This window comes from Pseudocolwellia antarctica (assembly GCF_049933045.1).
Taxonomy (GTDB): domain Bacteria; phylum Pseudomonadota; class Gammaproteobacteria; order Enterobacterales; family Alteromonadaceae; genus Pseudocolwellia.
Window position 1 is genome coordinate 3,769,548 of record NZ_CP187926.1, and the last position, 26,219, is coordinate 3,795,766.

General features: G+C 36.6%; 23 protein-coding genes, 1 tRNA gene and 1 rRNA gene. 6 read left to right on the forward strand and 19 right to left on the reverse strand.

Features of this window, described 5'->3' with window-relative positions; genetic code table 11:
* Window positions 1–344: 344 nt before the first annotated feature.
* Both ACPUVN_RS16355 and ACPUVN_RS16360 read right to left on the reverse strand, forming a co-directional pair.
* A tRNA-Ala gene (locus ACPUVN_RS16355) sits at window positions 345–420 on the reverse strand.
* Window positions 421–532: 112 nt separating this feature from the next.
* Window positions 533–2,079, reverse strand: a 16S ribosomal RNA gene (locus tag ACPUVN_RS16360).
* Between the two features lie 784 nt (window positions 2,080–2,863).
* On the opposite strand from ACPUVN_RS16360, the gene ACPUVN_RS16365 reads away from it, so the two are divergent.
* Window positions 2,864–3,406 carry a gamma carbonic anhydrase family protein gene (locus ACPUVN_RS16365; protein ID WP_426359249.1) on the forward strand — a complete coding sequence of 181 codons (543 nt, stop codon included), beginning with the start codon at window positions 2,864–2,866 and terminating at the stop codon, window positions 3,404–3,406.
* Between the two features lie 12 nt (window positions 3,407–3,418).
* Here the strand turns inward: ACPUVN_RS16365 and ACPUVN_RS16370 are convergent, their stop codons facing one another.
* From ACPUVN_RS16370 to ACPUVN_RS16420, 11 genes are all read right to left on the reverse strand, one after another.
* The gene (locus ACPUVN_RS16370; RefSeq protein WP_426359248.1) at window positions 3,419–3,646 is read right to left on the reverse strand and encodes a hypothetical protein; all 228 of its coding nucleotides are present in this window, start codon (window positions 3,644–3,646) and stop codon (window positions 3,419–3,421) included.
* An 83-nt stretch (window positions 3,647–3,729) separates the two neighbouring features.
* Entirely contained in the window at window positions 3,730–4,557 is an 828-nt protein-coding gene (gene aroE, locus ACPUVN_RS16375; protein WP_426359247.1) for a shikimate dehydrogenase, read from the reverse strand.
* A gap of 116 nt (window positions 4,558–4,673) precedes the next feature.
* Window positions 4,674–5,351 (reverse strand): OmpW/AlkL family protein, encoded by a 678-nt coding sequence (locus ACPUVN_RS16380; RefSeq protein ID WP_426359246.1) that lies wholly within the window; start codon window positions 5,349–5,351, stop codon window positions 4,674–4,676.
* A gap of 142 nt (window positions 5,352–5,493) precedes the next feature.
* Entirely contained in the window at window positions 5,494–6,399 is a 906-nt protein-coding gene (gene hemF / locus ACPUVN_RS16385) for an oxygen-dependent coproporphyrinogen oxidase (protein WP_426359245.1), read from the reverse strand.
* Complete coding sequence (locus ACPUVN_RS16390) at window positions 6,396–6,941, reverse strand: Sua5/YciO/YrdC/YwlC family protein (protein WP_426359244.1); 546 nt, start codon at window positions 6,939–6,941, stop codon at window positions 6,396–6,398. Before ACPUVN_RS16390 ends, hemF begins: the two co-directional genes overlap by 4 nt.
* Before the next feature lie 63 nt (window positions 6,942–7,004).
* Window positions 7,005–8,144, reverse strand: coding sequence for a 5-(carboxyamino)imidazole ribonucleotide synthase (locus tag ACPUVN_RS16395; protein ID WP_426359243.1), 1,140 nt, complete (start codon window positions 8,142–8,144; stop codon window positions 7,005–7,007).
* Window positions 8,145–8,153: 9 nt separating this feature from the next.
* Entirely contained in the window at window positions 8,154–8,636 is a 483-nt protein-coding gene (purE, locus tag ACPUVN_RS16400) for a 5-(carboxyamino)imidazole ribonucleotide mutase (protein WP_426359242.1), read from the reverse strand.
* 335 nt (window positions 8,637–8,971) lie between these two features.
* Complete coding sequence (locus ACPUVN_RS16405; RefSeq protein ID WP_426359241.1) at window positions 8,972–9,532, reverse strand: topoisomerase DNA-binding C4 zinc finger domain-containing protein; 561 nt, start codon at window positions 9,530–9,532, stop codon at window positions 8,972–8,974.
* Window positions 9,533–9,754: 222 nt separating this feature from the next.
* Complete coding sequence (locus ACPUVN_RS16410; protein ID WP_426359240.1) at window positions 9,755–10,228, reverse strand: DUF494 family protein; 474 nt, start codon at window positions 10,226–10,228, stop codon at window positions 9,755–9,757.
* Between the two features lie 57 nt (window positions 10,229–10,285).
* Window positions 10,286–11,434, reverse strand: a complete 1,149-nt coding sequence (gene dprA, locus ACPUVN_RS16415) for a DNA-processing protein DprA (protein WP_426359239.1) — start codon at window positions 11,432–11,434, stop codon at window positions 10,286–10,288.
* Window positions 11,435–11,474: 40 nt separating this feature from the next.
* Complete coding sequence (locus ACPUVN_RS16420) at window positions 11,475–12,560, reverse strand: LysM peptidoglycan-binding domain-containing protein (RefSeq protein ID WP_426359238.1); 1,086 nt, start codon at window positions 12,558–12,560, stop codon at window positions 11,475–11,477.
* Window positions 12,561–12,675: 115 nt separating this feature from the next.
* Here ACPUVN_RS16420 and def point away from each other — a divergent pair, with 115 nt between their 5' ends.
* From def to trkA, 4 genes are read left to right on the forward strand one after another with little or no spacing between them, the layout of a single operon-like run.
* Window positions 12,676–13,188, forward strand: coding sequence for a peptide deformylase (def, locus tag ACPUVN_RS16425; protein WP_426359237.1), 513 nt, complete (start codon window positions 12,676–12,678; stop codon window positions 13,186–13,188).
* 19 nt (window positions 13,189–13,207) lie between these two features.
* Complete coding sequence (gene fmt, locus ACPUVN_RS16430; RefSeq protein WP_426359236.1) at window positions 13,208–14,209, forward strand: methionyl-tRNA formyltransferase; 1,002 nt, start codon at window positions 13,208–13,210, stop codon at window positions 14,207–14,209.
* Between the two features lie 2 nt (window positions 14,210–14,211).
* A complete protein-coding gene (gene rsmB / locus ACPUVN_RS16435; protein WP_426359235.1) occupies window positions 14,212–15,516 on the forward strand; it encodes a 16S rRNA (cytosine(967)-C(5))-methyltransferase RsmB in 1,305 nt (434 codons plus the stop codon).
* 1 nt (window position 15,517) lies between these two features.
* A complete protein-coding gene (gene trkA, locus ACPUVN_RS16440; RefSeq protein ID WP_426359234.1) occupies window positions 15,518–16,897 on the forward strand; it encodes a Trk system potassium transporter TrkA in 1,380 nt (459 codons plus the stop codon).
* Between the two features lie 79 nt (window positions 16,898–16,976).
* Here the strand turns inward: trkA and ACPUVN_RS16445 are convergent, their stop codons facing one another.
* The 4 genes from ACPUVN_RS16445 to ACPUVN_RS16460 form a co-directional block, all read right to left on the reverse strand.
* Window positions 16,977–18,458, reverse strand: coding sequence for a TrkH family potassium uptake protein (locus tag ACPUVN_RS16445; protein ID WP_426359233.1), 1,482 nt, complete (start codon window positions 18,456–18,458; stop codon window positions 16,977–16,979).
* Between the two features lie 39 nt (window positions 18,459–18,497).
* Complete coding sequence (locus tag ACPUVN_RS16450; protein WP_426369466.1) at window positions 18,498–19,133, reverse strand: YigZ family protein; 636 nt, start codon at window positions 19,131–19,133, stop codon at window positions 18,498–18,500.
* 3 nt (window positions 19,134–19,136) lie between these two features.
* Window positions 19,137–20,453: a Xaa-Pro dipeptidase gene (pepQ, locus tag ACPUVN_RS16455; RefSeq protein WP_426369467.1), complete on the reverse strand. Its 1,317-nt coding sequence runs from the start codon at window positions 20,451–20,453 to the stop codon at window positions 19,137–19,139.
* Window positions 20,454–20,539: 86 nt separating this feature from the next.
* Complete coding sequence (locus ACPUVN_RS16460) at window positions 20,540–22,444, reverse strand: transglycosylase SLT domain-containing protein (protein ID WP_426369468.1); 1,905 nt, start codon at window positions 22,442–22,444, stop codon at window positions 20,540–20,542.
* A gap of 236 nt (window positions 22,445–22,680) precedes the next feature.
* Between ACPUVN_RS16460 and tusA the strand changes: the two genes are divergently transcribed.
* A complete protein-coding gene (gene tusA / locus ACPUVN_RS16465) occupies window positions 22,681–22,935 on the forward strand; it encodes a sulfurtransferase TusA (protein ID WP_426359228.1) in 255 nt (84 codons plus the stop codon).
* Between the two features lie 112 nt (window positions 22,936–23,047).
* On the opposite strand, the gene glyS is transcribed toward tusA, so the two are convergent.
* Both glyS and glyQ read right to left on the reverse strand, forming a co-directional pair.
* Entirely contained in the window at window positions 23,048–25,114 is a 2,067-nt protein-coding gene (gene glyS, locus ACPUVN_RS16470) for a glycine--tRNA ligase subunit beta (RefSeq protein WP_426369469.1), read from the reverse strand.
* Between the two features lie 5 nt (window positions 25,115–25,119).
* On the reverse strand, window positions 25,120–26,043 hold the full coding sequence (gene glyQ, locus ACPUVN_RS16475) for a glycine--tRNA ligase subunit alpha (protein WP_426359227.1): 924 nt from the start codon (window positions 26,041–26,043) through the stop codon (window positions 25,120–25,122).
* Window positions 26,044–26,219: the final 176 nt, after the last annotated feature.

The following is a 26,219-nucleotide window of genomic DNA, read 5'->3' on the forward strand; positions in this document are numbered from 1 at the left end:
AAAGTCTGACATTTTCACGCACACAAAGTGTGTCTTGAATAAGAGTTGATAAAACCTTACGGTTTTATCGGGTTGATTACATTTCCGAGGAGGAAACATAATCACCATTATTACTTCCCGATAAAAGAAGTAACAACAGCTTGGTATTTATAACGTACAAACAACAGCGCGACACCGTTGAGTGCTATATAAATACCGGTATTTATATCAGCTTTCCAGATTGTTAAAGAATCAATTTCCAGTACGCATTCGACTGAAAAATTTGGTTTAAAAAACCAAATTTAAACCATCTCATTTTACACGTTGAGATACGTTAAATTTGGTCTCTTTCTTTAAAGAAGAAGTGGTGGAGCTAAGCAGGATCGAACTGCTGACCTCCTGCGTGCAAGGCAGGCGCTCTCCCAGCTGAGCTATAGCCCCTTATATTGCTATAAGAGCTGTACACTTCTTCAATTTCGTTATCAGGCAATTTGTGTGAACACTCAGAAAGTACATTTGCATGTAAATTCCATTAAAACGTTTTACTTCAAGATAAGGAGGTGATCCAACCCCAGGTTCCCCTAGGGTTACCTTGTTACGACTTCACCCCAGTCATGAATCACAAAGTGGTGACCGTCCTCCCCGAAGGGTTAAACTAGCCACTTCTTTTGCAACCCACTCCCATGGTGTGACGGGCGGTGTGTACAAGGCCCGGGAACGTATTCACCGTAGCATTCTGATCTACGATTACTAGCGATTCCGACTTCATGGAGTCGAGTTGCAGACTCCAATCCGGACTACGACAAGCTTTGTGGGATTCGCTCCACCTCGCGGTATTGCTGCCCTCTGTACTTGCCATTGTAGCACGTGTGTAGCCCATCCCGTAAGGGCCATGATGACTTGACGTCGTCCCCACCTTCCTCCGGTTTATCACCGGCAGTCTCCTTAGAGTTCTCGCCATTACGCGCTAGCAAATAAGGATAGGGGTTGCGCTCGTTGCGGGACTTAACCCAACATTTCACAACACGAGCTGACGACAGCCATGCAGCACCTGTCACTACTTTCCCGAAGGCACGAAACTATCTCTAGTAACTTAGTAGGATGTCAAGGGATGGTAAGGTTCTTCGCGTTGCATCGAATTAAACCACATGCTCCACCGCTTGTGCGGGCCCCCGTCAATTCATTTGAGTTTTAACCTTGCGGCCGTACTCCCCAGGCGGTCAACTTAGCGCGTTAGCTACGCCACCCACAGATCAAGTCTACAGACGGCTAGTTGACATCGTTTACGGCGTGGACTACCAGGGTATCTAATCCTGTTTGCTCCCCACGCTTTCGTGCCTCAGTGTCAGTCTCTGTCCAGGTAGCCGCCTTCGCCACTGATGTTCCTTCCAATCTCTACGCATTTCACCGCTACACTGGAAATTCCACTACCCTCTACAAAACTCTAGTTTGCCAGTTCAAAATGCAGTTCCCAGGTTGAGCCCGGGGCTTTCACATCTTGCTTAACAAACCACCTACGCACGCTTTACGCCCAGTAATTCCGATTAACGCTTGCACCCCTCGTATTACCGCGGCTGCTGGCACGAAGTTAGCCGGTGCTTCTTCTGCGAGTAACGTCACAGATATAAGTTATTAGCTTATACCCTTTCCTCCTCGCTGAAAGTGCTTTACAACCCGAAGGCCTTCTTCACACACGCGGCATGGCTGCATCAGGCTTTCGCCCATTGTGCAATATTCCCCACTGCTGCCTCCCGTAGGAGTCTGGGCCGTGTCTCAGTCCCAGTGTGGCTGATCATCCTCTCAAACCAGCTAGAGATCGTCGCCTTGGTAAGCCTTTACCTTACCAACTAGCTAATCTCACTTGGGCTAATCAAATGGCGAAAGGTTCCGAAGAATCCCCTCCTTTGGTCCGTAGACGTTATGCGGTATTAGCAGTCGTTTCCAACTGTTGTCCCCCACCATAAGGCATATTCCCAAGCATTACTCACCCGTCCGCCGCTCGTCAGCAGAATAGCAAGCTATTCTCTGTTACCGCTCGACTTGCATGTGTTAAGCCTGCCGCCAGCGTTCAATCTGAGCCATGATCAAACTCTTCAATTATAAATCGTTTGTGTAACCTCATCGCAAGCGATGTGTTACTGCTCAATGAATTCTGTCGTGTTACCTACATAAGTAGATAACTACATAAAACGTATGATTTGATATAAATATCAAATCATACTTTTTTGTGTGACATTCAACATAAGCTGTTTTACGTCTTCCTAAACACTGATATAAATATCAAGTAAAAAGGCCGACTATGTAAAATCAATCTTAATGTGAGTGTTCACACAAATTGCATGATAACTAATTGTTAAAGAAATATTCTCATTGAGAATAAAGAGGTTAATCGCATTCGTTAAGCTCTTGTTGCTGCAGGCCTTGCCTGAAGCGAGATGCGCATTCTACGCAACTCAGTTTTGATGTCAACAACTTTTTGAATTCTTTTGATTTAATTTCAAATCAAATTCTAAGTTATCTCATGTCTAATTAATCAGTTAAGCTTAACTAAACAGTTCAAAACTCTCACTTCGCTATCCATATTAAGTGAAACAAGTATTTCCTATACTTGGCTTCTCTTGGTTTCCCTTAAGAAGTGGAGCGCATTTTAGAGATTTCTGAGGGTACGTCAACACTTATTTGATAATTAATGTTTGTTTGCTTTATTTTCGTACAGACCACGGTTTTATTGCTTTCTTTACGAACATATAGTGCATTTAAAGAGCGTTGAACCCCTCCTTAATATGGCTTATATTGGGTATCTATTTTCATTTGAATGCTTTTTTAGTTGTTTTTGTCCTATTAGATTTAAATAACTTTGATAAAACTGGAACATTTTCTCGATATGAACACTTTAAATATTAGATCTTTTAAAAATACCTCCCCTACGTTTGGAAAAAATAACTATATTGATTCGTCTGCTGTTCTTATTGGAGATATTAGAATAGGTGATGAAGTGAGTATTTGGCCATTAGTTGCCATTAGAGGTGACGTTAATCATATTGTTATTGGTGATAGATCAAATGTACAAGATGGTTCGGTATTACATGTTACTCATAAAAATAAGAAGAATCCTGAAGGTTACCCACTAATCATTGGAGATGATGTAACTATTGGGCATAAATGTATGTTGCATGGTTGTACTGTAGGTAATCGCATCTTAGTAGGTATGGGCGCTATTATTATGGACAATGCTGTTGTTGAAGATGATGTGTTTATTGGTGCGGGTACGCTTGTTCCTCCTGGCAAGGTATTAAAGAGCGGTTACTTATATATGGGTAACCCTATGAAACAAGCGAGAGAACTTACTGAAGCTGAGTTAGGCTTTTTAAAGAAGTCGGCTGAAAATTATGTTCAATTTAAAAATGAATATTTAGCAGAGGTATAAGTAAGCTCTACATTAATTCATATCAAGCTCTATTATACTATTGATTGGTTCGTTTGATTCGAGCCAATCTTCTATCTCACATTCCCAATCAAACTTATTATCTTGAGTAAGTTGCTCAGGTAATATCTCGCTAGCTATTTTTATTATAATTTTTTCACCTGACAGCATAGCGGTACATTGCCAGTATTTGTTTTCATGATGATATTCGTGATCATCATTAATGATAATTGCTTGGTTCATGCGAAGACTTCAATGTTGGGGTGAGTATATAGATATACTCACTAATACTTATAATACGGGCTTAGTAATAAGAACTTAGCTATTTAAACCGAGTTCAGGTTATTTAGCTCTTCTCGTAATTGGCTCAAAACGTTATCGGTTTTTGGACGTACATTTCGCCATAGATAAAAACTCTCTGCAGCTTGCCCTACTAACATACCTAAACCATCAATAACCTGTTTTGCTTCACACTCTGTAGCCATTTTAAGAAATGGCGTTAGTTCTTTTCCGTAAGTCATGTCATAACAAATAGTATTTGCGGTTATGATTTTCTCTGAAATAGGTACTCCACTTCCTGACAACCCTGCTGATGTGGCATTAATGATCAGATCGAACGCTTCTTTATTAGCATCTTCAAATGACATGGCTTGTATAGGTTGATCGCTATATTGCTCTGCTATAGCTTCAGCTTTTGATACGGTTCGATTTGCTATGGTTAGCTGTTTTGGGTTTTGGTGCAATAAAGGTAATACAACACCTTTTGATGCCCCGCCAGCGCCTAGTAATAAAATACGACTGTTTTCTAATTTAACATTTTGAGATAGAAGATCATTCACTAGACCTACGCCATCGGTTGTATCACCATAAATTTTACCGTTTTTAAACGTTAGTGTATTAACTGCACCCGAAAATTTGGCATGCTCAGACAGTTCATCACACATTGCCATGGCTTCTTCTTTAAAAGGAGCAGTAACGTTTGCGCCCTTACCTCCTGCCTTAATAAATACTTTGACGGTTTCTTCAAAAGCGTCTAATTCTGCAAATTGAATTTTATATTCAATATTTTGATTTGTTTCTTTAGCGAAGGCTGTATGAATAGTTGGAGATTTAGATTGTTTTATTGGGTTACCGTAAACGAGATACTGATCCATGATGACTTCTATTTAATGCAATTTTTTTCAGCTTAAATCAGATACGAAAAAAAAGCATCGACTTATCGATGCTTTTTTAGATGAAATTGGTTTAAACATATTATATAAAAGGTTATTTAGAACTTATAACCAAGCATTACTGAATACACCATAGGGTCTATATCTATATCGGCTTTACCAATACTCTCTCCACCAACATCAAATGTAGCTTCTGTTGCAATATCAATATAACGAGCAGAAAAGTTAATATGAAATTTATCATTTAACAAATAGTCCACTCCAACTTGAAAAGACAAGCCTACTGATGAATCTAACTCTAAGTTACTTAAGCCTAGTTCTTTTGGAGCCTCTTCAAACCCTTCGTCGAAAAATATGGTGTAGTTAACTCCAACACCAACATAAGGCTTAATCACAGACTGCGTATCAAAATAATATAATACACTTAAGGTTGGTGGTAGTTGCTTTGCCTCAGCTAATCTTAAGCCATCTACATTTAAAACTGAGTTTTTATCATGAATAGTTACATCATGTGCAAACGGAGTTGCTGCTAATAATTCTACTGCGATGTTATCAGTGTAGAAATATAAGAAGTTTAAGCCTAGCTGTGTACTATCATCTGCGGTTAATGTCATTGTTGAATCTGCGCCAGCAAGTATAACAGCAGCATGATCACTGTCTGGATTCACATTGGTTAAACCACCACGAACAACAAAGTCGCCAGCTTGATAATCAGCGCCATAAGAAGAAGCAGTAAGAATTGAAAGAAGAGTGAGTGTAAGTATATTTTTTTTCATGATTATTCCCTTTAAATTAATGAAGCCATTTTAAAGGGAATAATTAAATAGAATTTTGATTTAGCTCAAGTTATTAGGTTCAACTTAACTCTTGTTAATAGGTAACTAAACGATACCTGATCTAAATCAAGTTAAAGGTAAGTTATACCCAAGAACGAGGTACTAAATATTCATTAAGTTTATATTCTTCAGAGCTTGCTTCTGCTTGATAGTTATATTCCCAACGAGCTAATGGTGGCATAGACATTAATATAGATTCAGTTCTACCGCCTGATTGCAGACCAAATAAAGTACCACGGTCAAACACTAGGTTAAATTCTACATAACGTCCACGTCGGTATAGTTGGAATTGACGCTCACGCTCTCCATATTCAATGTTTTTACGCTTTTCAATAATAGGTACGTAAGCATCGATAAAACCAGCGCCTACGGCTTTGATGTAATCAAAACACTTTTCAAAGTCCCATTTATTTAAATCATCAAAGAATAATCCGCCAACACCGCGCGTTTCATCACGATGTTTTAAGTAGAAGTAGTCATCACACCATTCTTTATGAGCTTGATAGATGGATTCATCAAAAGGCTGACAAAGTGTTTTTGCTGTTTGGTGCCAATGAATGATGTCATCTTCAAATGCATAAAATGGCGTTAAATCAAATCCGCCACCAAACCACCAAACAGGCTCTTCACCTTCTTTTTCAGCAATAAAAAAACGAACGTTAGCGTGAGATGTGGGTATATATGGATTTTTAGGATGAATAACTAATGAAACACCACAGGCTTTCCATTTTCTACCCGCTAATTCTGGACGATGTACTGAAGCAGAAGGAGGTAATTTATCACCTGATACTAAAGAAAAGTTCACGCCACCTTGTTCAATAATATTGCCGTTCGTGATCACTCGCGTACGACCACCGCCACCTTCGGCTCGGACCCAATTATCTTCAACAAACTTAGCTTCGCCATCAGCTTGTTCTAATGCATCACAAATTTGATCTTGTAAGCCTTTTAAAAATTCAACAACAGTATTTATATCTACAGCACTCATGTGCGAAAAACCTCGCCTGTTAAACCATCAATAATTGTTGATGGTTGTGTGAATCCTAATGTTTCACCTTCTACTAAGTGATCAATCATGTGTAATAATTCTGGATCAAGAGTTTGCCAAATTTTGGCAGGTTCTAACCCAGATAAGTTAGCACTGGTTGAAACAATAGGTTTATTAGTTTGTGTACACAAAGATACAACATCAGGTTGATCTGTAACTCGTACAGCTATCGTTGAAAAGTCGCCTGTTAAGTATGACGATATTTCAGCGTTAGCAGGTAATACTTGTGTAACACCATTTGGCCAGCGGCTTAATATTAGCGTAATTTGTGCATCGCTCAGTTGAGTTAGATCAAGATAAGGTGTTAATTGCTCAAAACTACTCGCAAGTAAAATCAAACCTTTAGATTTAGGTCTGTTCTTAATCTCTAATAGTTTAACAATAGCTTGTTCATTATCAGGATCACATCCTAAACCAAATACAGCTTCTGTTGGGTAGGCAATAACGCCACCTTGGTGATAAGTATCAAATACTGTAGACATGTTGCTCATCATATTTATATTAGCACTCAAATAAAAAGCGCCTATCGCGGCGCTTAATATTAATTAAAGTGACTTCACATATTCACTAACGTCGGGGAAATCATCTTTAGGTAATATTTCAGCTAACTGATTTAATCGACTAACCAATTCAGCTCGGTCTTTACCGCAAACATTAATATGACCCATTTTACGACCTGGACGTTTACCTTTGCCGTACCAGTGCATAGTCACGCTAGGTATTTCAAAAACACTATTAGGAACAGTATCCGTTCCTAATATGTTAACCATAGCTGATGGTTTAACTAACTCTGTGGAACCTAAAGGTAGTTGGCAAACAGCACGGATATGATTTTCAAATTGAGAAGTATCAGCACCCTGTTGTGTCCAATGTCCTGAGTTATGAACACGTGGGGCAATCTCATTAACTAATAATGAGTCTCCAACTTGAAAAAATTCTATAGCAAGTATGCCTACATAATCTAAAGCATTAGCTATTTTATCAAAAGCTTCAGTGGCTTGTGCTTGTAGGTGTTGATGTTCATTGAGTGCTAATGAAACACTTAACACACCTTTACTGTGATGATTTTCAGTTAATGGATAAGCCAGTGTTTCGCCTGTTTTACTACGAACACCTACCATTGAAACTTCTCTATCAAAAGGTACCATTTGTTCAACAACAATAGCTTGTGGCTGACCGCTCGTATCACCTTCAATAAATAATTGAATGTCTTGCCAAATAGCTTCAGCTTCAGACTTATCTTTTAAGCGCCACTGACCTTTACCATCATAGCCAGCTAAAGCGCTTTTCATAATAAGAGGTAAAGTTAATGAGGCGATTGCTGCATCAAAATCTGCTTTGTTAGCAACAACTTTATGTTTAGCATTAGTGACATGGGTTTGTTCAAGTAAGGTTTTTTCTAACCTTCTATCTCCACCTGTTTTAATCGCTTGGCTACTAGGAAATAATTTTCCTGATTGCTCACAAAGAGCTAAGACATCGTGGCTAATATGTTCGAATTCAGCCGTTATAAAGTCTGCATCTGCAATACCTTGAGCTAAATCACCATAATCTACACTTAGCGATAAGGGATCAACCACTCGATTGCTACCAACATCATAAGCTTTAACGTCTATATTAAGTGGCTTACTTGCTAATGCCATCATTCTGGCTAACTGACCTGCGCCTAATACTAAAACCTTCATGTAAATAACCTACTCAGCTGGGTTTGGGTTATCAAGAATGTTTTGAGTTTGTTCTTTTCTGAACTTCTCAATAGCAGTCATTACCGTTTCGTCGTAAGTACCTATAATTTGAGCTGCTAATAAACCAGCATTTGCCGCGCCAGCATTACCAATAGCTAAAGTACCTACAGCAATACCTTTTGGCATTTGTACAATAGACAATAAAGAGTCTTGACCACTTAACGCTTTAGACTGAACAGGCACACCTAATACAGGTAAACTTGTAAATGCAGCAGCCATACCTGGTAAATGAGCTGCGCCACCAGCGCCAGCAACAATAACTTTAATACCACGGTCTTTTGCACTTTCTGCATATTCAGCAAGTAAGTGAGGAGTTCTATGAGCTGATACTACTTTAGTTTCATATGGAACATTAAGAAGATCTAGCATATCGGTTGTATGTTTCATTGTCGGCCAATCCGACTTAGAACCCATGATAATACCTACTGTCATGATCAAACGCCTTTATATTATTTAATATTAAATTCTAAAAATGCCTCAATAAGAGACATCACAATCGAACATTATAACCTTGTTCGAATTAGATAAAAACTCAGTAACTATCAATTTTTGTACTTTGATAGCTCAACTCGTTATTACTAAGCTCTATTGATCTTTCGAAATTACTTTTACAGTAACATGTTTGATGTTTAGACAAAGCAGAGTATGTTGCGTGTAACTAGCTACTTGAACATACGATAATACCCTGTCTATTCAAAATTAGGAGTTTAAAACATGTGCTGCTCTTTGGGTTTATTTAAGATTTAACCCTAAAAGTTTAACATGCCCTAAAGTTTTCGTTTGTAGCTACATTTCTTCTGTGGACATATAACCACATCACCACTTGCCATTTTACGAGTCACTAAAATTGCCCAATGACATTCAGGACAAGACTCATTCACTGGTGGATAATTTATGACATATTTACATGATGGATACTGATCGCATGAATAGAAAGTTTTACCGTAGCGATTAGTTTTTTCGAAAAGTTTACCTTTAGCACAACTTGGACAATGTACATCAATATCATCGTTTTGGTTGGTATCTTCGATATGTTCACATTCAGGAAAGTTAGTGCAACCAATAAACATACCATAGCGCCCCTGCTTAACTGCAAGCGGACTGTCACAATTTGGACAATGTGTGCCAGGTAAAATAGTGTCTTCAACTTTTTCATGTTCAACAACAGGACGCGTATATTCGCAACTAGGGTAATTATTACAACCTAGAAAGGGTCCTGATTTACCACGTTTGATAGATAGCTCTGCGCCACAGCTTGGGCAAGGCTCATGGCTTTTTTCTAATGCATGCTCATGATGTTTAAAAATTGAATTGTCGGGTTTAGACATAACGCACCTATTTAACATAAACTAAGTCGATTGCTTTAGTTCAAGTGCGCATTATGCCATAAACTTGAGGTGATTAACTAAACAGTTATCCGACTAAATTTTTAGTTACTCGGAAGCAGGAAAAACAAACCAAAACAGAACAATAGGATTAAAGTTAATCGCTTTGTTTATTTGATTTGTTTTAGTGAGACCAAGTAATCAACCATTTAAAGATACTTGATATTAATGAAGTGGACCTTCTTGCTCATCAAAAATCAGATCTTCCATTTGAGAATAAGCACTTTCTTTTCCTGGTACATTAAATAGCACCATAAGAACAACCCACTTAAGATCATCAATCGAGAAGAACTTAGTATCCAGTTCCATCACTCGGTCAATAACCATCTCGCGTGTGGTGAAGTCTAAAACATTCACTTGCTCAAGAAACATTAAGAATCCACGAGATTCTACATCTAATAATTGCATTTCTTCAGAAGTGTAAACACGTGTAGATTGACTACCAATACGTGTTAAGTAAGGATAAGCATCACTATCTTGCAGAGCTGCAAGTTTTTCTAACCAAGCGAGTGCTTTATATATTTCGTCTTGATGGAAACCCGCTCGGGTTAACTCATCAGTTAGAACATCATGATCAACCATTACTTCGGCTTCACTATGAATATAATTTTCAAATAAATACATTAATATATCAAACATAACTAGCCCCTTTAAAAAACACTGATATAACAAACTAACGAACGATAACTTTACTGATTAAGTTCTGAGGTATCCCCCTGGAACTGCTGAAACTAAACCTTTCAGCTCTAAAATTGTTAACTGTGTTAATACTACGTCTATGGGTAGCTTACTCCTCAATACAATGGCATCTATTGGAGTAACTTCATATCCAACATTATCTAACAATGAATCGTTAAACAAGCCCTGTTGGAGATTTTTTTTAGCTAATGGTTCGGAATAATCATTTTCTTTTTCAATGTGTTTATTTAAGTGTAGACCAGTTTTTGTAGGAAGATTAAGATCTTCAATAATATCGTTACACTCTTCTACTAACTTAGCTCCTTGTTTAATTAACCAGTGACATCCTTTGCCCTGCGGATTATTAATTGAACTTGGAATAGCGAATACTTCTCGGTTTTGCTCAAGCGCACAACGAGCTGTAATTAATGAGCCACTTTTTATAGTTGCTTCCACTACCAACACGCCATGGCTCATACCACTAATGATACGATTTCGTTTAGGGAAAAAACCAGCTTTGGGAATAGTGCCAGGTATAAACTCGCTAATAATAAGTCCGTTATTATTAACTATGTCATGCGCCAGCTTTTTATGGCGGCTAGGATAAACTCTGTCTAAACCTGTAGCGACTACTGCAATGGTTCTACCTCCATTAGATACAGCTCCTTTATGAGCCGCACCATCTATGCCTAAAGCTAAACCGCTCGTTACAACAATTCCATGTTGAACTAAGTCTCTTGAAAATATAAATGCATTTTCTCTACCAAAAGCTGTAGCGCCTCTACTACCTACAATAGCGACTTGAGGTTCAGATAGTAATTGTTTATTACCTTGAGTAAATAAAACCAGTGGCGGATCGTATATTTGTTTTAAACGTTCTGGGTATTCAGCTTCATCAAAACAAATAATATCGCAGCCGCATAAATGACAATCGTTAATTATTTTATTAATTTTGTCCCAATCAGGATGTGTAATCGCGGCTTGTTGTTTATCTGTTAATTTTAAAGAAGCTAATTGGGAAGGAGGTAAAAATGAAAAAAGCTTCATCAGTCCAATCTCTTGAACTAATTGAAGTTTTTTATGAATGGCTAGCCTAGGTATAAACTTTAGGGCTAGCCAATAATGCGCATTTGTTTTTTTAATATCCGATACTGTATTTATCGCCATTCATCTTCTCCTTAAGATTAGGCTGATAGGGATAATTAATTTATGGTGCGGTCACCATATCTGTAATTCTAATTGGCAAAGAGGTACTTAATATTAACGCCATACTAACTTCATCATAAGTTTTAAATACCATCATATGGCCTACAGACTCTATAGGCATCTTATATTCATTAGAGTCTGATGATAATAAATTCCAACGTGAAGTATCTTTCTTATACTCAGGACCATTATCCGTTTCAATTACAGCAGGGCTTTGTCTTTTTATTGATAACACATCACCTAGCTGAACTTCATCTTGCTGACCTTTATTAATCATAACCACTTCAAACTTACCAAATTCACGAGAGTCTGATGAGGCTTTAATAATTGAGGCTTCTAAAGTCGTTTTAGCTGCTTGCATAGTGAAAAACGAAGGTAACATTTGTCCTTCATTAATAGGAGCAACAAAATCGCCTGAGCGAATTTCACGCTTAGCGCTATCTATGTAAAGTGTAGATGGCTCTTTATTATCAATGTCTCCAGCTCTAATTGCTTTAGCTGTTCCTACTAAGCGAGCGTAATAACCTAAGCTTTTAAAACTTTCCGGATCAAAAACCTCTTCGCCTTTTTCGTATATCGCATAGCTTTGGCCAACATCTAAATTGCCTTTCACGTAAGCTTTAATACCATCAATACCTGACTTATAACCACCTTCGTTACCAAGTACATAAGGTAAGTTATCGTATTCATCTTCTGAAAAAAGAGCATCGTATTTAATAAAAGGCGCTACAACATTCAAAGGAATGGTATTTACGGGAGATAAATCTTTTAACGTTGTTCTTATGGAAGGAGACCATTTTAGTTGCGGTTTGCCCTTAACCAACATTGGATTACCGTCTTTATCGAAAACTAAACGTAATACATCACCAGGATAAATTAAATGTGGATTACTAATATCAGGATTTATACGCCACAACTTCGGCCACAACCAAGGTTGCTTTAAAAATATTCCTGAAATATCCCAAAGTGTATCCCCTTTTACAACGGTATACGATTTAGGTGCATTCTTATTTAATGTTAATTCATCTGCTAATAAACCCATAGGTAAAAGTAGGGTAATTATTATTAATAAGACCTTTTTTCTCATGCTAGTCTTCCTATTCTTAAGCATTTATCCTAAACCACTATTATTAACTTAAATTAGTAGCTAAAATTGAAACATAACATCCTATGCGAATTTTCGCGAACCCTTTTGGAAAATTATGACCATTTTATCTGTTTTACGCTTTCCAGACGAGAGATTAAAGACCAAAGCAACACAAGTTACTGAAGTTAACGATAATATTAAAACTATTGTTAATGATATGTTTGAAACCATGTACGACGAAAATGGTGTTGGTTTAGCTGCAACTCAAGTCAATATTCATCAACAAATTGTAGTAATAGATGTTTCTGAAAATAAAGAAACACCTATTGTACTCATAAATCCTGAAATTATTGCTAGAGGTGAAGAAACTCTGATCAATGAAGAAGGCTGTTTATCAGTACCGGGTTGTTACGCTAAAGTTGATAGACATACACAAGTTACTGTTAAAGCACTCGACATTAACGGTAAAGAATTTACCTTAGACGGCGAAGAGTTATTAGCTATTTGTATTCAACACGAACTAGACCATTTAAAAGGTATTTTGTTTGTTGATTACCTTTCACCATTAAAACGCCAGCGTATAAAAACCAAGCTTGAAAAAGAAGCTCGTTTAAATAACGCCAAATAAATAATATTTAGGAAATAAATTGTCTAAAGCACTTAATATCATTTTTGCAGGTACGCCTGATTTTGCTGCAAAACACCTGAAAGCATTAATCGACTCTGAACATAACGTAGTAGCTGTCTATTGTCCTCCTGACAAACCAGCGGGTCGTGGTAAAAAAATGATGGCATGCGCTACTAAGCTATTAGCCTTAGAGCATAACTTACCGGTTGAACAACCTGTAAACTTTAAAGCTGAAGCTGACCAAGTTCATCTAGCCACTTATAAAGCTGATGTAATGGTAGTGGTTGCTTACGGACTTTTATTACCTGAAGTTATTTTAGAGGCCCCCCGTTTAGGTTGTATTAATGTACATGGTTCAATATTACCTAAATGGCGTGGTGCTGCGCCAATACAGCGTTCACTTGAAGCTGGTGATGACATTACAGGTGTAACCATAATGCAAATGGATAAAGGTCTTGATACTGGAGACATGATTTCAACAGCTACTTGCGATATTACCCTTGAAGATACCAGTACAACTTTATATGAGAAATTAGCCATAGCAGGTCCTGCCGCATTAACTGATGCTTTAAAGTTAATGAGTACTCACTTACATACTAGTGTTCCACAAAACAATGATCTTGCTACTTATGCTGCTAAATTAGACAAAGCTGAAGCTGAACTCAATTGGCAAGAAGACGCTGTAGTTTTACATCGTAAAATTAGAGCTTACATTCCTTGGCCTGTAGCTCAATTTACTTATGTTGAAGCTTCATCAATGAAAGAGCATCGCATTAGAATTTGGCAAGCCAGTGTTGTTGCAACTGAATCAAATGCTACAGCAGGTACGATTATATCAGCTGATAAACACGGCATCGCTGTTGCCACGGGTACCGCTAACCAAGCTATTCAATTAGAAATATTACAAATACCAGGTAAAAAAGCCTTAGCTGTGAGTGATATTCTTAATTCGAAAGCCGATTGGTTTGTTGCTGGACAAGTAATAACAGGTGCAAACTCAACTGACTTCGGAGCACAATAGAAATGGCTGCTAATATTAGAGCGCTTGCCGCTAAATGTGCTTATGCTGTTATTGATCAAGGTAGAAGCTTAGGCGATGAGCTACCAAAACAAATAGCGAAAATAGATCCAAAAGACAAAGGTCTATTACAAGAAATTTGTTATGGTGTTTTACGTTATCTACCTGAATTAGAAAACGAAGTTCAGCAACTCATTCAAAAGCCATTAAAAGGAAAACAACGTGTTTTCCATTTTTTGATGCTTGTTGGTATCTACCAATTAAAATACATGCGTATTCCAGATCATGCTGCTGTTAGTGAAACAGTGGAGGCTGCTAATGCACTTAAAAGTCGTCATCTTGGTGGGCTAATTAACGGTGTGTTAAGAAACTACCAACGCAAAATAGAAAAACAAACGGATGATACTGAACAACCTGAATTATCAGATCCAGTGAAATACAGTCACCCGGGTTGGTTTATTAAAAAAATCAAAGTCGCCTACCCTGACCAATGGCAAAATATACTCATTGCTAACCAAGAACGCCCGCCTATGTGGTTAAGAGTAAATCAACAACATAACTCTCCAGAAAACTATATTGAACAGCTTAAAAGTGTTGAAGTTGGTTTTGATTACATCGACCCGAAAAGCCAAGCAATTAAACTTAGCCAAGCCGTTGGCGTAGAAAAACTACCTGGTTTTTCGCTTGGTCATGTTTCTATTCAAGATGGTGCGGCACAACAGGCAGCAATATTATTAGATTGTAAGCCTAGCGATAATGTACTTGATTGCTGTGCAGCCCCAGGCGGTAAAACCTGTCATATATTAGAAAGCACACCTGACATAGCAAGCATGACAGCGATAGATATTGACGAAAACAGACTTGTTCGAGTAAACGAGAACCTTGAACGCCTTCAGCTAGAAGCTAAAGTTATTACTGGAGATGCCGCCAGCCAAGATTGGTGGGATGGAAAACTTTACGACAAAATATTACTTGATGTTCCCTGCTCTGCTACTGGTGTTATTCGAAGACACCCAGATATTAAATGGCTACGTAAAGCTGACGACATTGAAAAACTCGCTGAACTACAAGCAAAAATACTAAAAAACATATGGTCATTACTCAAACCGGGTGGTACTTTGCTGTACGCAACCTGTAGTATTTTACCTGAAGAAAATAGTACACAAGTTCAACGCTTTATTGAAAATAATAACGATGTAGACCTTATTCCAATTACAGAGAATGATTCAGATATTGGTTGGCAAATACTACCTAATGAGCATTCAATGGATGGATTTTATTACGCTAAACTAGTAAAAAAAGAACAATAAAATGAAAATAGTTATTATTGGCGCAGGTCAAGTGGGTGGTACTCTAGCTGAGAATTTAGTTAGAGAAGAAAACGATATAACACTTATAGATATCAACAACGACACCTTACTTGAACTTCAAGATAAAATGGATTTACAAGTCGTTCAAGGACAAGGTTGTCACCCAGATGTGCTAATAAAAGCAGGTATTGAAGATGCTGATTTGGTTATAGCAGTAACCAGTGATGACGCAACCAATATGATCGCCTGCCAAATTTGTTATTCTTTATTTAGAACTAGTACTAAAATAGCTCGTATCCGTTCATCTAAAATATTGAAATACCAAGAACAATTATTTCAAAACGAAAATATCCCTGTTGATCACATAATTGCGCCTGAGCAGCTTGTCACACGTGATATTGCACGTTTAATTGATTATCCAGGGGCATTACAAGTATTAGAATTTGCTGAAGGTAAAGTGAGCTTAGTTGCGGTTAAAGCCTACTATGGTGGTTTATTAGTTGGTCATGCCCTTTCTACATTAAAAGAACACATTCCAAATATTGATACCCGTGTTGCTGCAATTTATCGAAACGGGAAGCCAATTAGACCTTTAGGTACAACAATCATTGAAGCTGATGATGAAGTGTTTTTTATTGCGGCAAGTATTCATATTCGTGCAGTAATGAACGAGCTACAGAAACTAGAACCCGCATATAAACGTATTATGATTGCAGGTGGCGGTAATATCGGTTCTGGCTTAGCGCGTATATTAGAAAAAAACCATCAAGTTAAATTGATCGAGCGCTCACCAGCACGTGCTGAATATTTAGCATCAGAATTAAGTGATACACTTGTATTTACAGGCGATTCTTCAGATCAAGAATTACTCCTAGAAGAACACATAGATCAATTTGATGTGTTTATTGCCGTTACTAATGACGATGAAGCAAATATTATGTCGTCGTTATTAGCTAAAAAATTAGGTGTAAGAAAAGCCATGGTACTCATTCAACGTGATGCTTATGTTGACTTACTTCATGGTGGCAACATAGATATTGCCGTATCGCCGCAACACGCGACTATTTCAGCGTTACTGACACATGTACGTCGAGGTAATATCGCTAATGTATATAGTTTACGAGGTGGTTCAGCCGAAGCTATAGAGATAGCGGCTCAAGGTGATGAGAAATCATCAAAAGTAGTAGGTAGAACAATCAAATCTTTGAAGTTACCGCCAGGTGCTAATATTGGTGCTATTGTGCGTGGTAATGAAGTAATTATTGCTCATTCAAATACTAAAATATTGTCAGAAGACCAAGTGATAATATTCCTAGTGAACAAGCGCTATATATCTGAAGTTGAAGCTTTATTTCAATTAGACGCTTTAAGCTTCTATTAATATTCTGTTGGCGTGTTTCAAACTAATCAAATCAACATATCCAAAGGGTGTGTTGGTTTAAACATTACTTATTGATAAATTATGAACGCCAAAATCCTGGTGTAAATAAAACCAATAGTGTAAATATCTCAAGTCGCCCAAACAGCATAGCAACAATTAACACCCACTTACTAAAGTCACCTAAGCTAGAAAAGTTACTCGCCACCTCACCTAACCCCGGCCCTAAATTATTTAAGCATGCCGCAACAGCAGTAAAAGCTGTAATTTCGTCGACACCTGAGGCAAGCAATAACAACATACACACTACAAATACAGCAGTATATGCTGAGAAGAATCCCCAAATAGCTTCCACTACTTTGTTCGGTAAAGCTTTTTTGCCTAATTTAATACTGAAAATAGCTTTAGGGTGGATCAATTTATTTAGCTCTCTAAAGCCTTGTAGGTATAAAAGTAATATACGAACTACTTTCATACCACCGCCCGTACTACCAGCACAGCCACCAATAAAACTTGAGAAAATAAGTAACAAAGGCAGTAGTGTTGGCCAACTAGCAAACGAAACAGGAGTAACACCATCAACTATAGGAACTGAAGATGAGAAGCCTGCTGTCGTACTCATAGATACAGCATGAAATAAAGCTTGATCGAATGCTTCAAATTCATTGTTATAGGTATTGTGTGCCAATAACACAGCAAAACAAATAGCGGTTAATACAAATTGAATGGAGATGAATACTTTAAATTCTGGATCGTAAAAATAATTACGTAATGATTTACTATGCAATACAGCAAAATGTAATGCGAAATTAACACCAGCTACCAACAAAAAGAAAACACAAATGAAGTTAATAAGTGGGCTACCAAAAGCTCCCATACTTGCATCATGAGTTGAAAAACCACCAATAGCGATTGTTGAGAAAGCATGACAAATAGCATCAAATGTCGACATACCTGCCAACCAATAACACAACGAACAAAGCACTGTTAACGAAAGATAGATATACCACAAATGTTTAGCGGTATCAGCAATCCGTGGTGTCATTTTTGAGTCTTTTACTGGCCCAGGAGTTTCTGCTCTATATAGCTGCATCCCCCCTACACCAAGCATAGGTAAAACGGCTACAGCTAATACGATTATCCCCATACCACCTAACCATTGTAGTTGCTGGCGATACCATAATACGGCATGAGGCAAACCATCAATTTTAGTTAATATGGTTGCGCCTGTTGTTGTTAGCCCTGAAAAAGATTCAAAAAAAGCATCTGCAAACGATAAATTAGGTTCTTCAAGAAGTAGCAGTGGAATAGCAGAGAAACTGGCGAGAACGGTCCAGAAAAGTACAACAATGAGAAAACCCTCTCGAGGTCTTAAGTCATCTTTATATGTTCGATTCGGATACCAAGAGGCGATACCAACCACTAAACAAAATATAAAAGCCATTAAAAATGGTAAGCCACCACCATCCCTATATATCAAAGAGATAAATGCTGGCGGCAACATGGTTACACTAAGAATAGCAACGAGTAGCCCTAAAATTCGAATTATATTTTTGTATTGCACGTTTTGTCGATCTTAATTGTTGTTATGACTGGTTATTTATCAGTTATTTTCACTAGGCTGTTTGTCTACTTTACGTAACGTAATAGAGCCTGATGAAATGATTTGTATTTGTTGCTCTATTTGTTCAAGATTATCTTGTGGTACGTTAACTAATAACTTAATTTCAGCTGAAAAATCTTGTTCTACAACAAGACCTTTTGATTTTTCAATAACATGTAGTACATCATTTATTTGAGTATATTGACACGCTAGCGTTCTAGAAACCATAGGTATTTTTATTTTACTGGTTAACAAAGTTAAAGCTTCTCTAACGCTGCCACCATAAGCTCTTTGCAAGCCACCAGTACCTAATTTAGTACCACCAAAATAGCGAACAACTACAGCACAAACCTCACCAACGCCATGACCTTGCAATACTGACAACATAGGCCGCCCTGCAGTACCTGAAGGTTCTCCATCATCTGAAAAACCATAATACTGACTACTATCGGGTCTTTCAGACAAATAGGCATAACAATGATGTGAAGCTTGGGGATGTAGTTGCTGAATGTCTTTAACAAACACCTTGCAAGCGTCTATTGACGTACAAGGTGTTAGGTAACAAATAAACCGACTACGATTAACTATTATTTCTTCAATAACATCATTGTCAGCAACTAGATAAGAGGTAGACACAATTTATAAGTCGAGGTCTCTAGTCATATTTTCGTTATGAAGTTGATGAACAATAATATTATCTTCAATACGAATACCACCATAAACTTTCATTTCGTCTATAGCGCTCCAATTGATCATCTTAGAATTTTTTGATGCTTTTAATTTACTTAAAAGTGAATCAATAAAATATAAGCCTGGCTCAATAGTAAAAACTTGATTAGCTTCAATGATACGACTTGTTCTTAAGAATGGATGTTCTTCTGGAGAGGTAACATGTGTACCTCGCTCATCTGCCATAAAGCCACCAACATCATGTGTTTGTAAGCCTAAGTGATGACCTAAACCATGAGGGAAGAATGTTGAAATAATACCCGCTTCAAAAGCTTGTTCTGCAGTAACATTGATAAAATCAAATTCGGCTAAAACATTACCTATATCTTTGTATGTTTGAATATGTAAATCAACATAACTAGCACCAGGCTTTAATCTATCTACCGCTTTAAGCATTAAGCTATCCATACGTGCAATAAGATCTGCAAATTTGTCACGTTTAAAAGAATATGTACGAGTAATATCAGCACCATAACCACTGAAGCTAGCACCTGCATCAATTAAAAATGAACGATGAGCTTGAGGTACGCTTTTTTCAAGAGCGGTATAATGCAATATCGATGCATTTTTATTTAATGCAACAATATTTCCATAAGGTGTTTCGTTTGCAGTATGTTGAATGGTTTTTAAATAATGTTGTTGAATATCAAATTCTGAAGCGCCATCTAAAAATGCAGCTTTAGCAGCTTTATGCCCTTTAACTGCAATAGTATTTGCACGACGTAAACACACTAGCTCGTATTCTGTTTTATAAGCTCGGTGATAATGAATATAGTTTAATGATGATTCAGGATTAATAAACTCAAAACCTAAAGCTTTAGCAACTTCTGTATGCGCGCCAATGTAGGCAAAACCTTTTTTATCATAAGGTAATAACTTTTCTACATCTTTAGCGTTGCTGATCACCTTAATATCAAAGCTTTCATTCCAATAGTTATCTTCGAGCACCTCAACTTTATGCCAAAAATCATCTGGCTGATAATAAATAAGCGTAGGCTTATCTTCACCATTAATAATTAACCAAGAGTTAGGCAAGTTAGTTAAAGGTAGCCATGCTTTAAAGTGAGGGTTAACTTTAAATGGGTAGCTGTAATCATCTAAGAACACTTTAATTTCTTGACCAGAATGAATAACAAAACCTTGCAGGTTGTCTCTCTGTAGTGCTTTTTTACTTCTGCTTTGTAGTTCAGCTATGTGACTAGGGTAATATTTTTGTAATTCATTCATATTAGAAATTCCATTAAAACTTTGCGACTAAACACATTGTACCACTAGAGTTAAGTTTAGGGTCGACTGATCTCGATTATGCTTAACTATATTTTACTTTTAAGCAGATCTTCAAATATAGGATCATTTTCCCCAAGCTTAAATTGATATATTTGTTGGTACGCTAATACACTTTTTACATATTCACGCGTTTCTTTAAAAGGGATTGTTTCTATCCACATATCAATAGGCATGCCCTGCACGTCTTTTACCCATTGCTTAACTCGATGAGGTCCTGCGTTATATGATGCTGTAGCTAAAACATGATTACCTATGTATTGGTCTGACAGCATTTTTAAATATTTAGTACCTAACTTCACATTATATTCAGCGTTAAATAAATAATGGCTGGAAACTCTTTTACGATCTAATTGTTTTGCTGTTGCTGGCATTATTTGCATCAAGCCTCTAGCGCCAGCTCCCGAGTTAGCATCAGGCATAAAAGAACTTTCTCTACGAGCAATAGCAAATGCCCAAGCAGGATCAATATTATTTTTGTTAGCATGTAATTTAATATCGTCTCCAAAAGCGAGTGGAAATCTTAAATCAACATCATTTAAGTACCCAACTTTAGGTAAGGTAAAAATAGCTCGATCGAACCAGTGATGTTCATTTGATACTTTAGATGCAATTAACTTTTCACGTTCAGTTAGTTTAGCTAACCAATAGTTCCACTCTTTTCGTGCCTCACTATATTTTTTAATATGAAAAAGTTCAAACGCCCTTATTGCAGCATCATCTTTAAGTAAGGTATTTCTTTCAATGTCTGTTATTTTTATGGGTTCATCTTGCAAATTATAAGGTGCTTTTAGATACCCAGCCGCTAAAAATCCATAGTAATGCCTATTTTCGGCTAATATTTTAAGCCCTGCTAAGCCTTGTTCTTTATTATTTGTTTCGACCAAACTACGGCTATGCCAGTACTGCCACTGATTACTACTTTGCTTTGCTACAGGAAAGCTTTCAAGTTCTCTTAATATGAGATCCCAATTCTGTTTTCTCAATACATCAGCTATTCGCCATTGCGCTATGCTAGAAGTTAAAAACTCTTCATCTACCTGATGTAACCATTTTTGAGCTTCAGGATGGTTATTATTTGCTAGCGACAGTGCAAATTTTTGGGTGATTTCTTGTTGCTGTTGTTGAGTTAATTTTAGTTTTATTTTTAATTTACTATATATATCAATGGCTTTTTCAGGCTCACGCCAAATAAGCCGTTTTATACCGTAAGTAAAAATTTCAGCTTCTCTCGCGTTGAACTTTTTAAAAACATTGCTTCGAGTTATATAAGCTGGACTGCGTCTAACCTTATGCCATAGAGTTCCCAAATAACGTTCAGAGCTAGGAAGTAATTTTGTTAAATAAGGTAATAAAGTATGTTTGCCTCCATCGGCTGCTAAACCAATTCTTTGCCAAACAACATCTTCCGTTAAATAACCGGCCGTTTTCCATTTTTTAAATAACGGATCACAAATCTTAGGTTGAGATTTACCCACAGTCCAAAGCTTAGTTACTTTAGGTAAAATAACTTCTTTTGCTACACCTTTATCTAAGCTGTATCGATAATACGCACAGTTTAAAGTAGCTACGCTTGTTGGTTTGTAGTGATATAAGAATAAGTTTTGTTGTTTATTTTCTATTAAAAACTCTAACCATTTTTTTCTTAATGGCCAATCTAAAGGTGTCCCTTCATATTTTTTTAAAAACTGAGTTATTTCGTTACCGTCGGTAATGCTTATTTTATGCATTAAACGTTGCTGATCTAGGTAAGGTCTTAACGGATAGTTATCTAGCTGTTCATATAACTTTTGAAACTCATCGGGCTTAGATTGCCATATTTTTTTCTCTGCTTCTAAAAAAACATTACGCTGAGAGCTATTTACTGCAGAACTAGAGTTGGCAAAGAAACTCGGTAAAAGTACGGAAATTAATAAGACATTTTTAAAAAACAAGTTGGCTCCAAGCCTAAAAAGTATGTTTGAAAACTATATATACATTATTCTCTCAACGCCTTATAAATCAAGGTAAAATGAATATTTTTGTAAAATAAATTTGTAACCAAATAACTGAGTTCTTTTTAAAAAACATTTAATTCATGAGTTTTTCATAGTTATATATTTTTAATGGTTGATAAAATGAATGCAATGCTTAAACTTATGCTTCTTTTTACAAGGCTACCGAGGGTTTAATGTCTAACGATTTAAACGATTTATTTCTTCAAGCAGATCATCAATTAGACACCATTGGTTTACGTTGTCCAGAACCTGTAATGATGATTAGAAAAAAGATAAGACAATTGGAGAGTGGTGAAACATTATTAATTACCGCTGATGACACATCAACAACTCGAGATATTCCAAGCTTCTGTCGTTTTATGGATCATGAGCTTGTAGCTAAAAAAATTGATGATAAGCCCTACTGTTATTTAATTAAAAAGCAGTAAAATTTATATTCTCTTTATTAGGTTTTTCTTTGTTGCAGACAAAAAAAGGAAGCATAATGCTTCCTTTTTAGTTTTAACTTTATTCACAGTAAATATGGACTGTTAATAGTTTTTACTGAAGAACTGATATATCAGCAATAGCAAAAAAACTATTACGTACATCGTTTAATAACGTTAAACGGTTGGTTTTCACGTTTTCATCATCAGCCATTACCATTACATTATCAAAAAATGTATCAATAGGATCTCTTAATAACGCTAACTCAGTTAATGCAGCTTGATATTCTTTAGCTTCAGTTAATGGTTTAACTTTAGCACTTACCTGTTCGAAAACAGCTAATAAATCTTTTTCAGCTGCTTCTGAAGCATACTCAGCTTTCACGTTAGTAAATAACTCACCTTTAAATTTAGCTAATATGTTACCAACACGTTTGTTAGCTGCAGCTAAGTTTATTGCTTCAGGTAACTGTTTAAAATGAGTTACTGCATTAATACGTTTATCAAAGTCTAACGGTGCTGTAGGTGAGTTATTTAATACTGCCTGAATAACATCAACACTTATGTTTTTCTCTTGGTAATAAGCTTTATAACGACCAAGAACAAACTCTACTACTTCATCTAAAGTGTTTTTATTTGTTAGCTTTTCACCATAAAGCTCTATGCTTTTCTTGAGTAATTCAGTTATATCGAGTTCAAGTTGTTTTTCAATAATGATACGGATCAAACCAATAGCCGCACGACGTAGTGCAAATGGGTCTTTATCACCTTTTGGCTGTTGGTTAATACCAAAAATACCCACTAACGTATCAACTTTGTCAGCAATTGCTACTGCACAACCAATATTACCTTCTGGTAATGTATCACCTGAGAATCTAGGTTTGTATTGATCTTCTAATGCTTGAGCTACAGCTTCATTTTCACCATCATTTTGAGCATAGTATTTCCCCATAGTACCTTGCACTTGTGGGAATTCTAATACCATTTCAGACATTAAGTCGGTTTTACTTAATAAACCTGCTCTATTAGCGTCTTGAGTATTCTCACCAATAATGCTGGCAATAAATTCACTTAATGAACCAATACGTACTGATTTACTTTTAAGTGTGCCTAGCTGTTTTTGAAACAATACTGACTCTAAGCTTTCTAATCTGTCTTCTAGCTTTTGCTTTTTATCTGTTTTAAAGAAAAATTCAGCATCAGCTAAACGTGGACGAATAACCTTTTCATTACCAAATATAATCTGATTTGGATCTTTACTCTCAATGTTAGTAATAAAGATAAATTGGTTTAAAAGTTTTCCATCTTTATCATTTACTGGGAAATATTTTTGATGATCTTTCATCGAATATATTAATGGCTCTGGTGGTACATTTAAAAACTCTTTATCAAAGCTTCCAGCTAAAGCTACAGGCCATTCTACTATTGCGGTTACTTCATTAACTAGATCATCATCTAATAATGGTACACCGTTAATTTCGTCTGCTACTGCACTAATTTGCTTTAAGATTAATTGTTGGCGTTCTTCGAAATCAACCATAACGTATGCGCTATGCATTATCGTTTCATAATTATTAGCGTGATCAATAGTCACTAAGCCTTCATGATGAAATCTATGACCTGTTACTAAATTATTTGATTTAACACCTAAAGTTTCACCAGCAATTACTTTGTCGCCATACATAAGTACTAAAGTATGAACGGGTCTAATAAATTGCGTACGTGAACTGCCCCAACGCATTGGCTTTGGAATAGGTAATTTAGTAACCGCTTGATTAACCATATCAGGTATTAAGTCATCAACTGACTTACCTACTTGCACTGCTTTATGAAGTAACCATTCACCTTTATCAGTAACTAAGCGTTCAGCTTGTTCAACTGTAATTCCATTTGAACGTGCCCAACCTTGCGCCGCTTTGCTTGCATTGCCTGCTTCATCAAATGCAACGTTTACTGCTGGTCCACGCTTTTCAATCTCTTTATCTTGCTGTTTTTCATCTAGATCAATAACTTTAACGGCTAAGCGTCTTGGAGTAGCAAACCATTTAATATCACTATATTCTAAATTAGCGCTATCTAACTGGCTTTTGATTTGATCATAAAATGTAGTTGCTAATGTTTTTAAGCTTTTCGGTGGTAACTCTTCAGTACCTAATTCAATTAATAATGTTTCTTTAGTCATATTAGTTACTCCTGTCCCACTTTTGATGGTTTTTTATTGCAAAGTGGAAAACCAAGTTCTTCACGTTTAGCATAATAAGATTCTGCACATGCTTTCGATAAAGCTCTAACTCGAAGAATATAACGTTGTCTTTCAGTTACTGAAATAGCGTGACGAGCATCTAATAAGTTAAATGCATGTGAGGCTTTCATTACTTGTTCATAAGCAGGTAAAGGAAGATTAGCTTCGTTTAAACGTTGGCTTTCTAGCTCGCATTGGTCAAATTGTTTAAACAAGGCTTCAACATCTGCATGTTCAAAATTATACGTTGATTGCTCAACTTCATTTTGATGAAATATATCACCATATAATACTGTACCCATTGGACCATCAGTCCACACTAGGTCATAAATACTATCAACATTTTGAATGTACATAGCTAAGCGCTCTAAACCATAAGTGATTTCACCTGTTACTGGTGCACACTCTAAGCCGCCTACTTGTTGGAAATAAGTAAACTGGGTAACTTCCATACCATTTAACCAAATCTCCCAACCTAAACCCCAAGCACCTAATGTTGGAGATTCCCAGTTATCTTCTACGAATCTAATATCATGTACTAATGGATCTATACCTAACTCTTTCAACGAATTTAAATATAACTCTTGGATATTCTTTGGTGATGGTTTCAACATGACCTGAAATTGGTAATAATGTTGCAGTCTATTTGGGTTTTCACCATAGCGACCATCAGTAGGACGTCTACAAGGTTGTACATACGCGCTACTCATTGGTTCTGGACCAATAGCTCGTAAGAAAGTCATAGGATGGAAAGTACCAGCACCTACTTCTAAATCTAAAGGCTGAATAATTACACAGCCCTGTCTTGCCCAATAATCTTGTAACTGTAAGATTAAACCTTGAAATGTTTTTATATTAAACGTACTCATGAATATCCAATTTTAAATAGTGTATAAGTTTCTATTTTGTTAGCAATTATACGCACTGTGCTTTTGTTAGCCTAGTATGTATCGTATTTTTTTGTGATTATTTTGTAATAGTTATTATTGCTGTTAAATTACACACTCGGACATCATATTTTTACCTCTTATTTCAGTTCACTTTT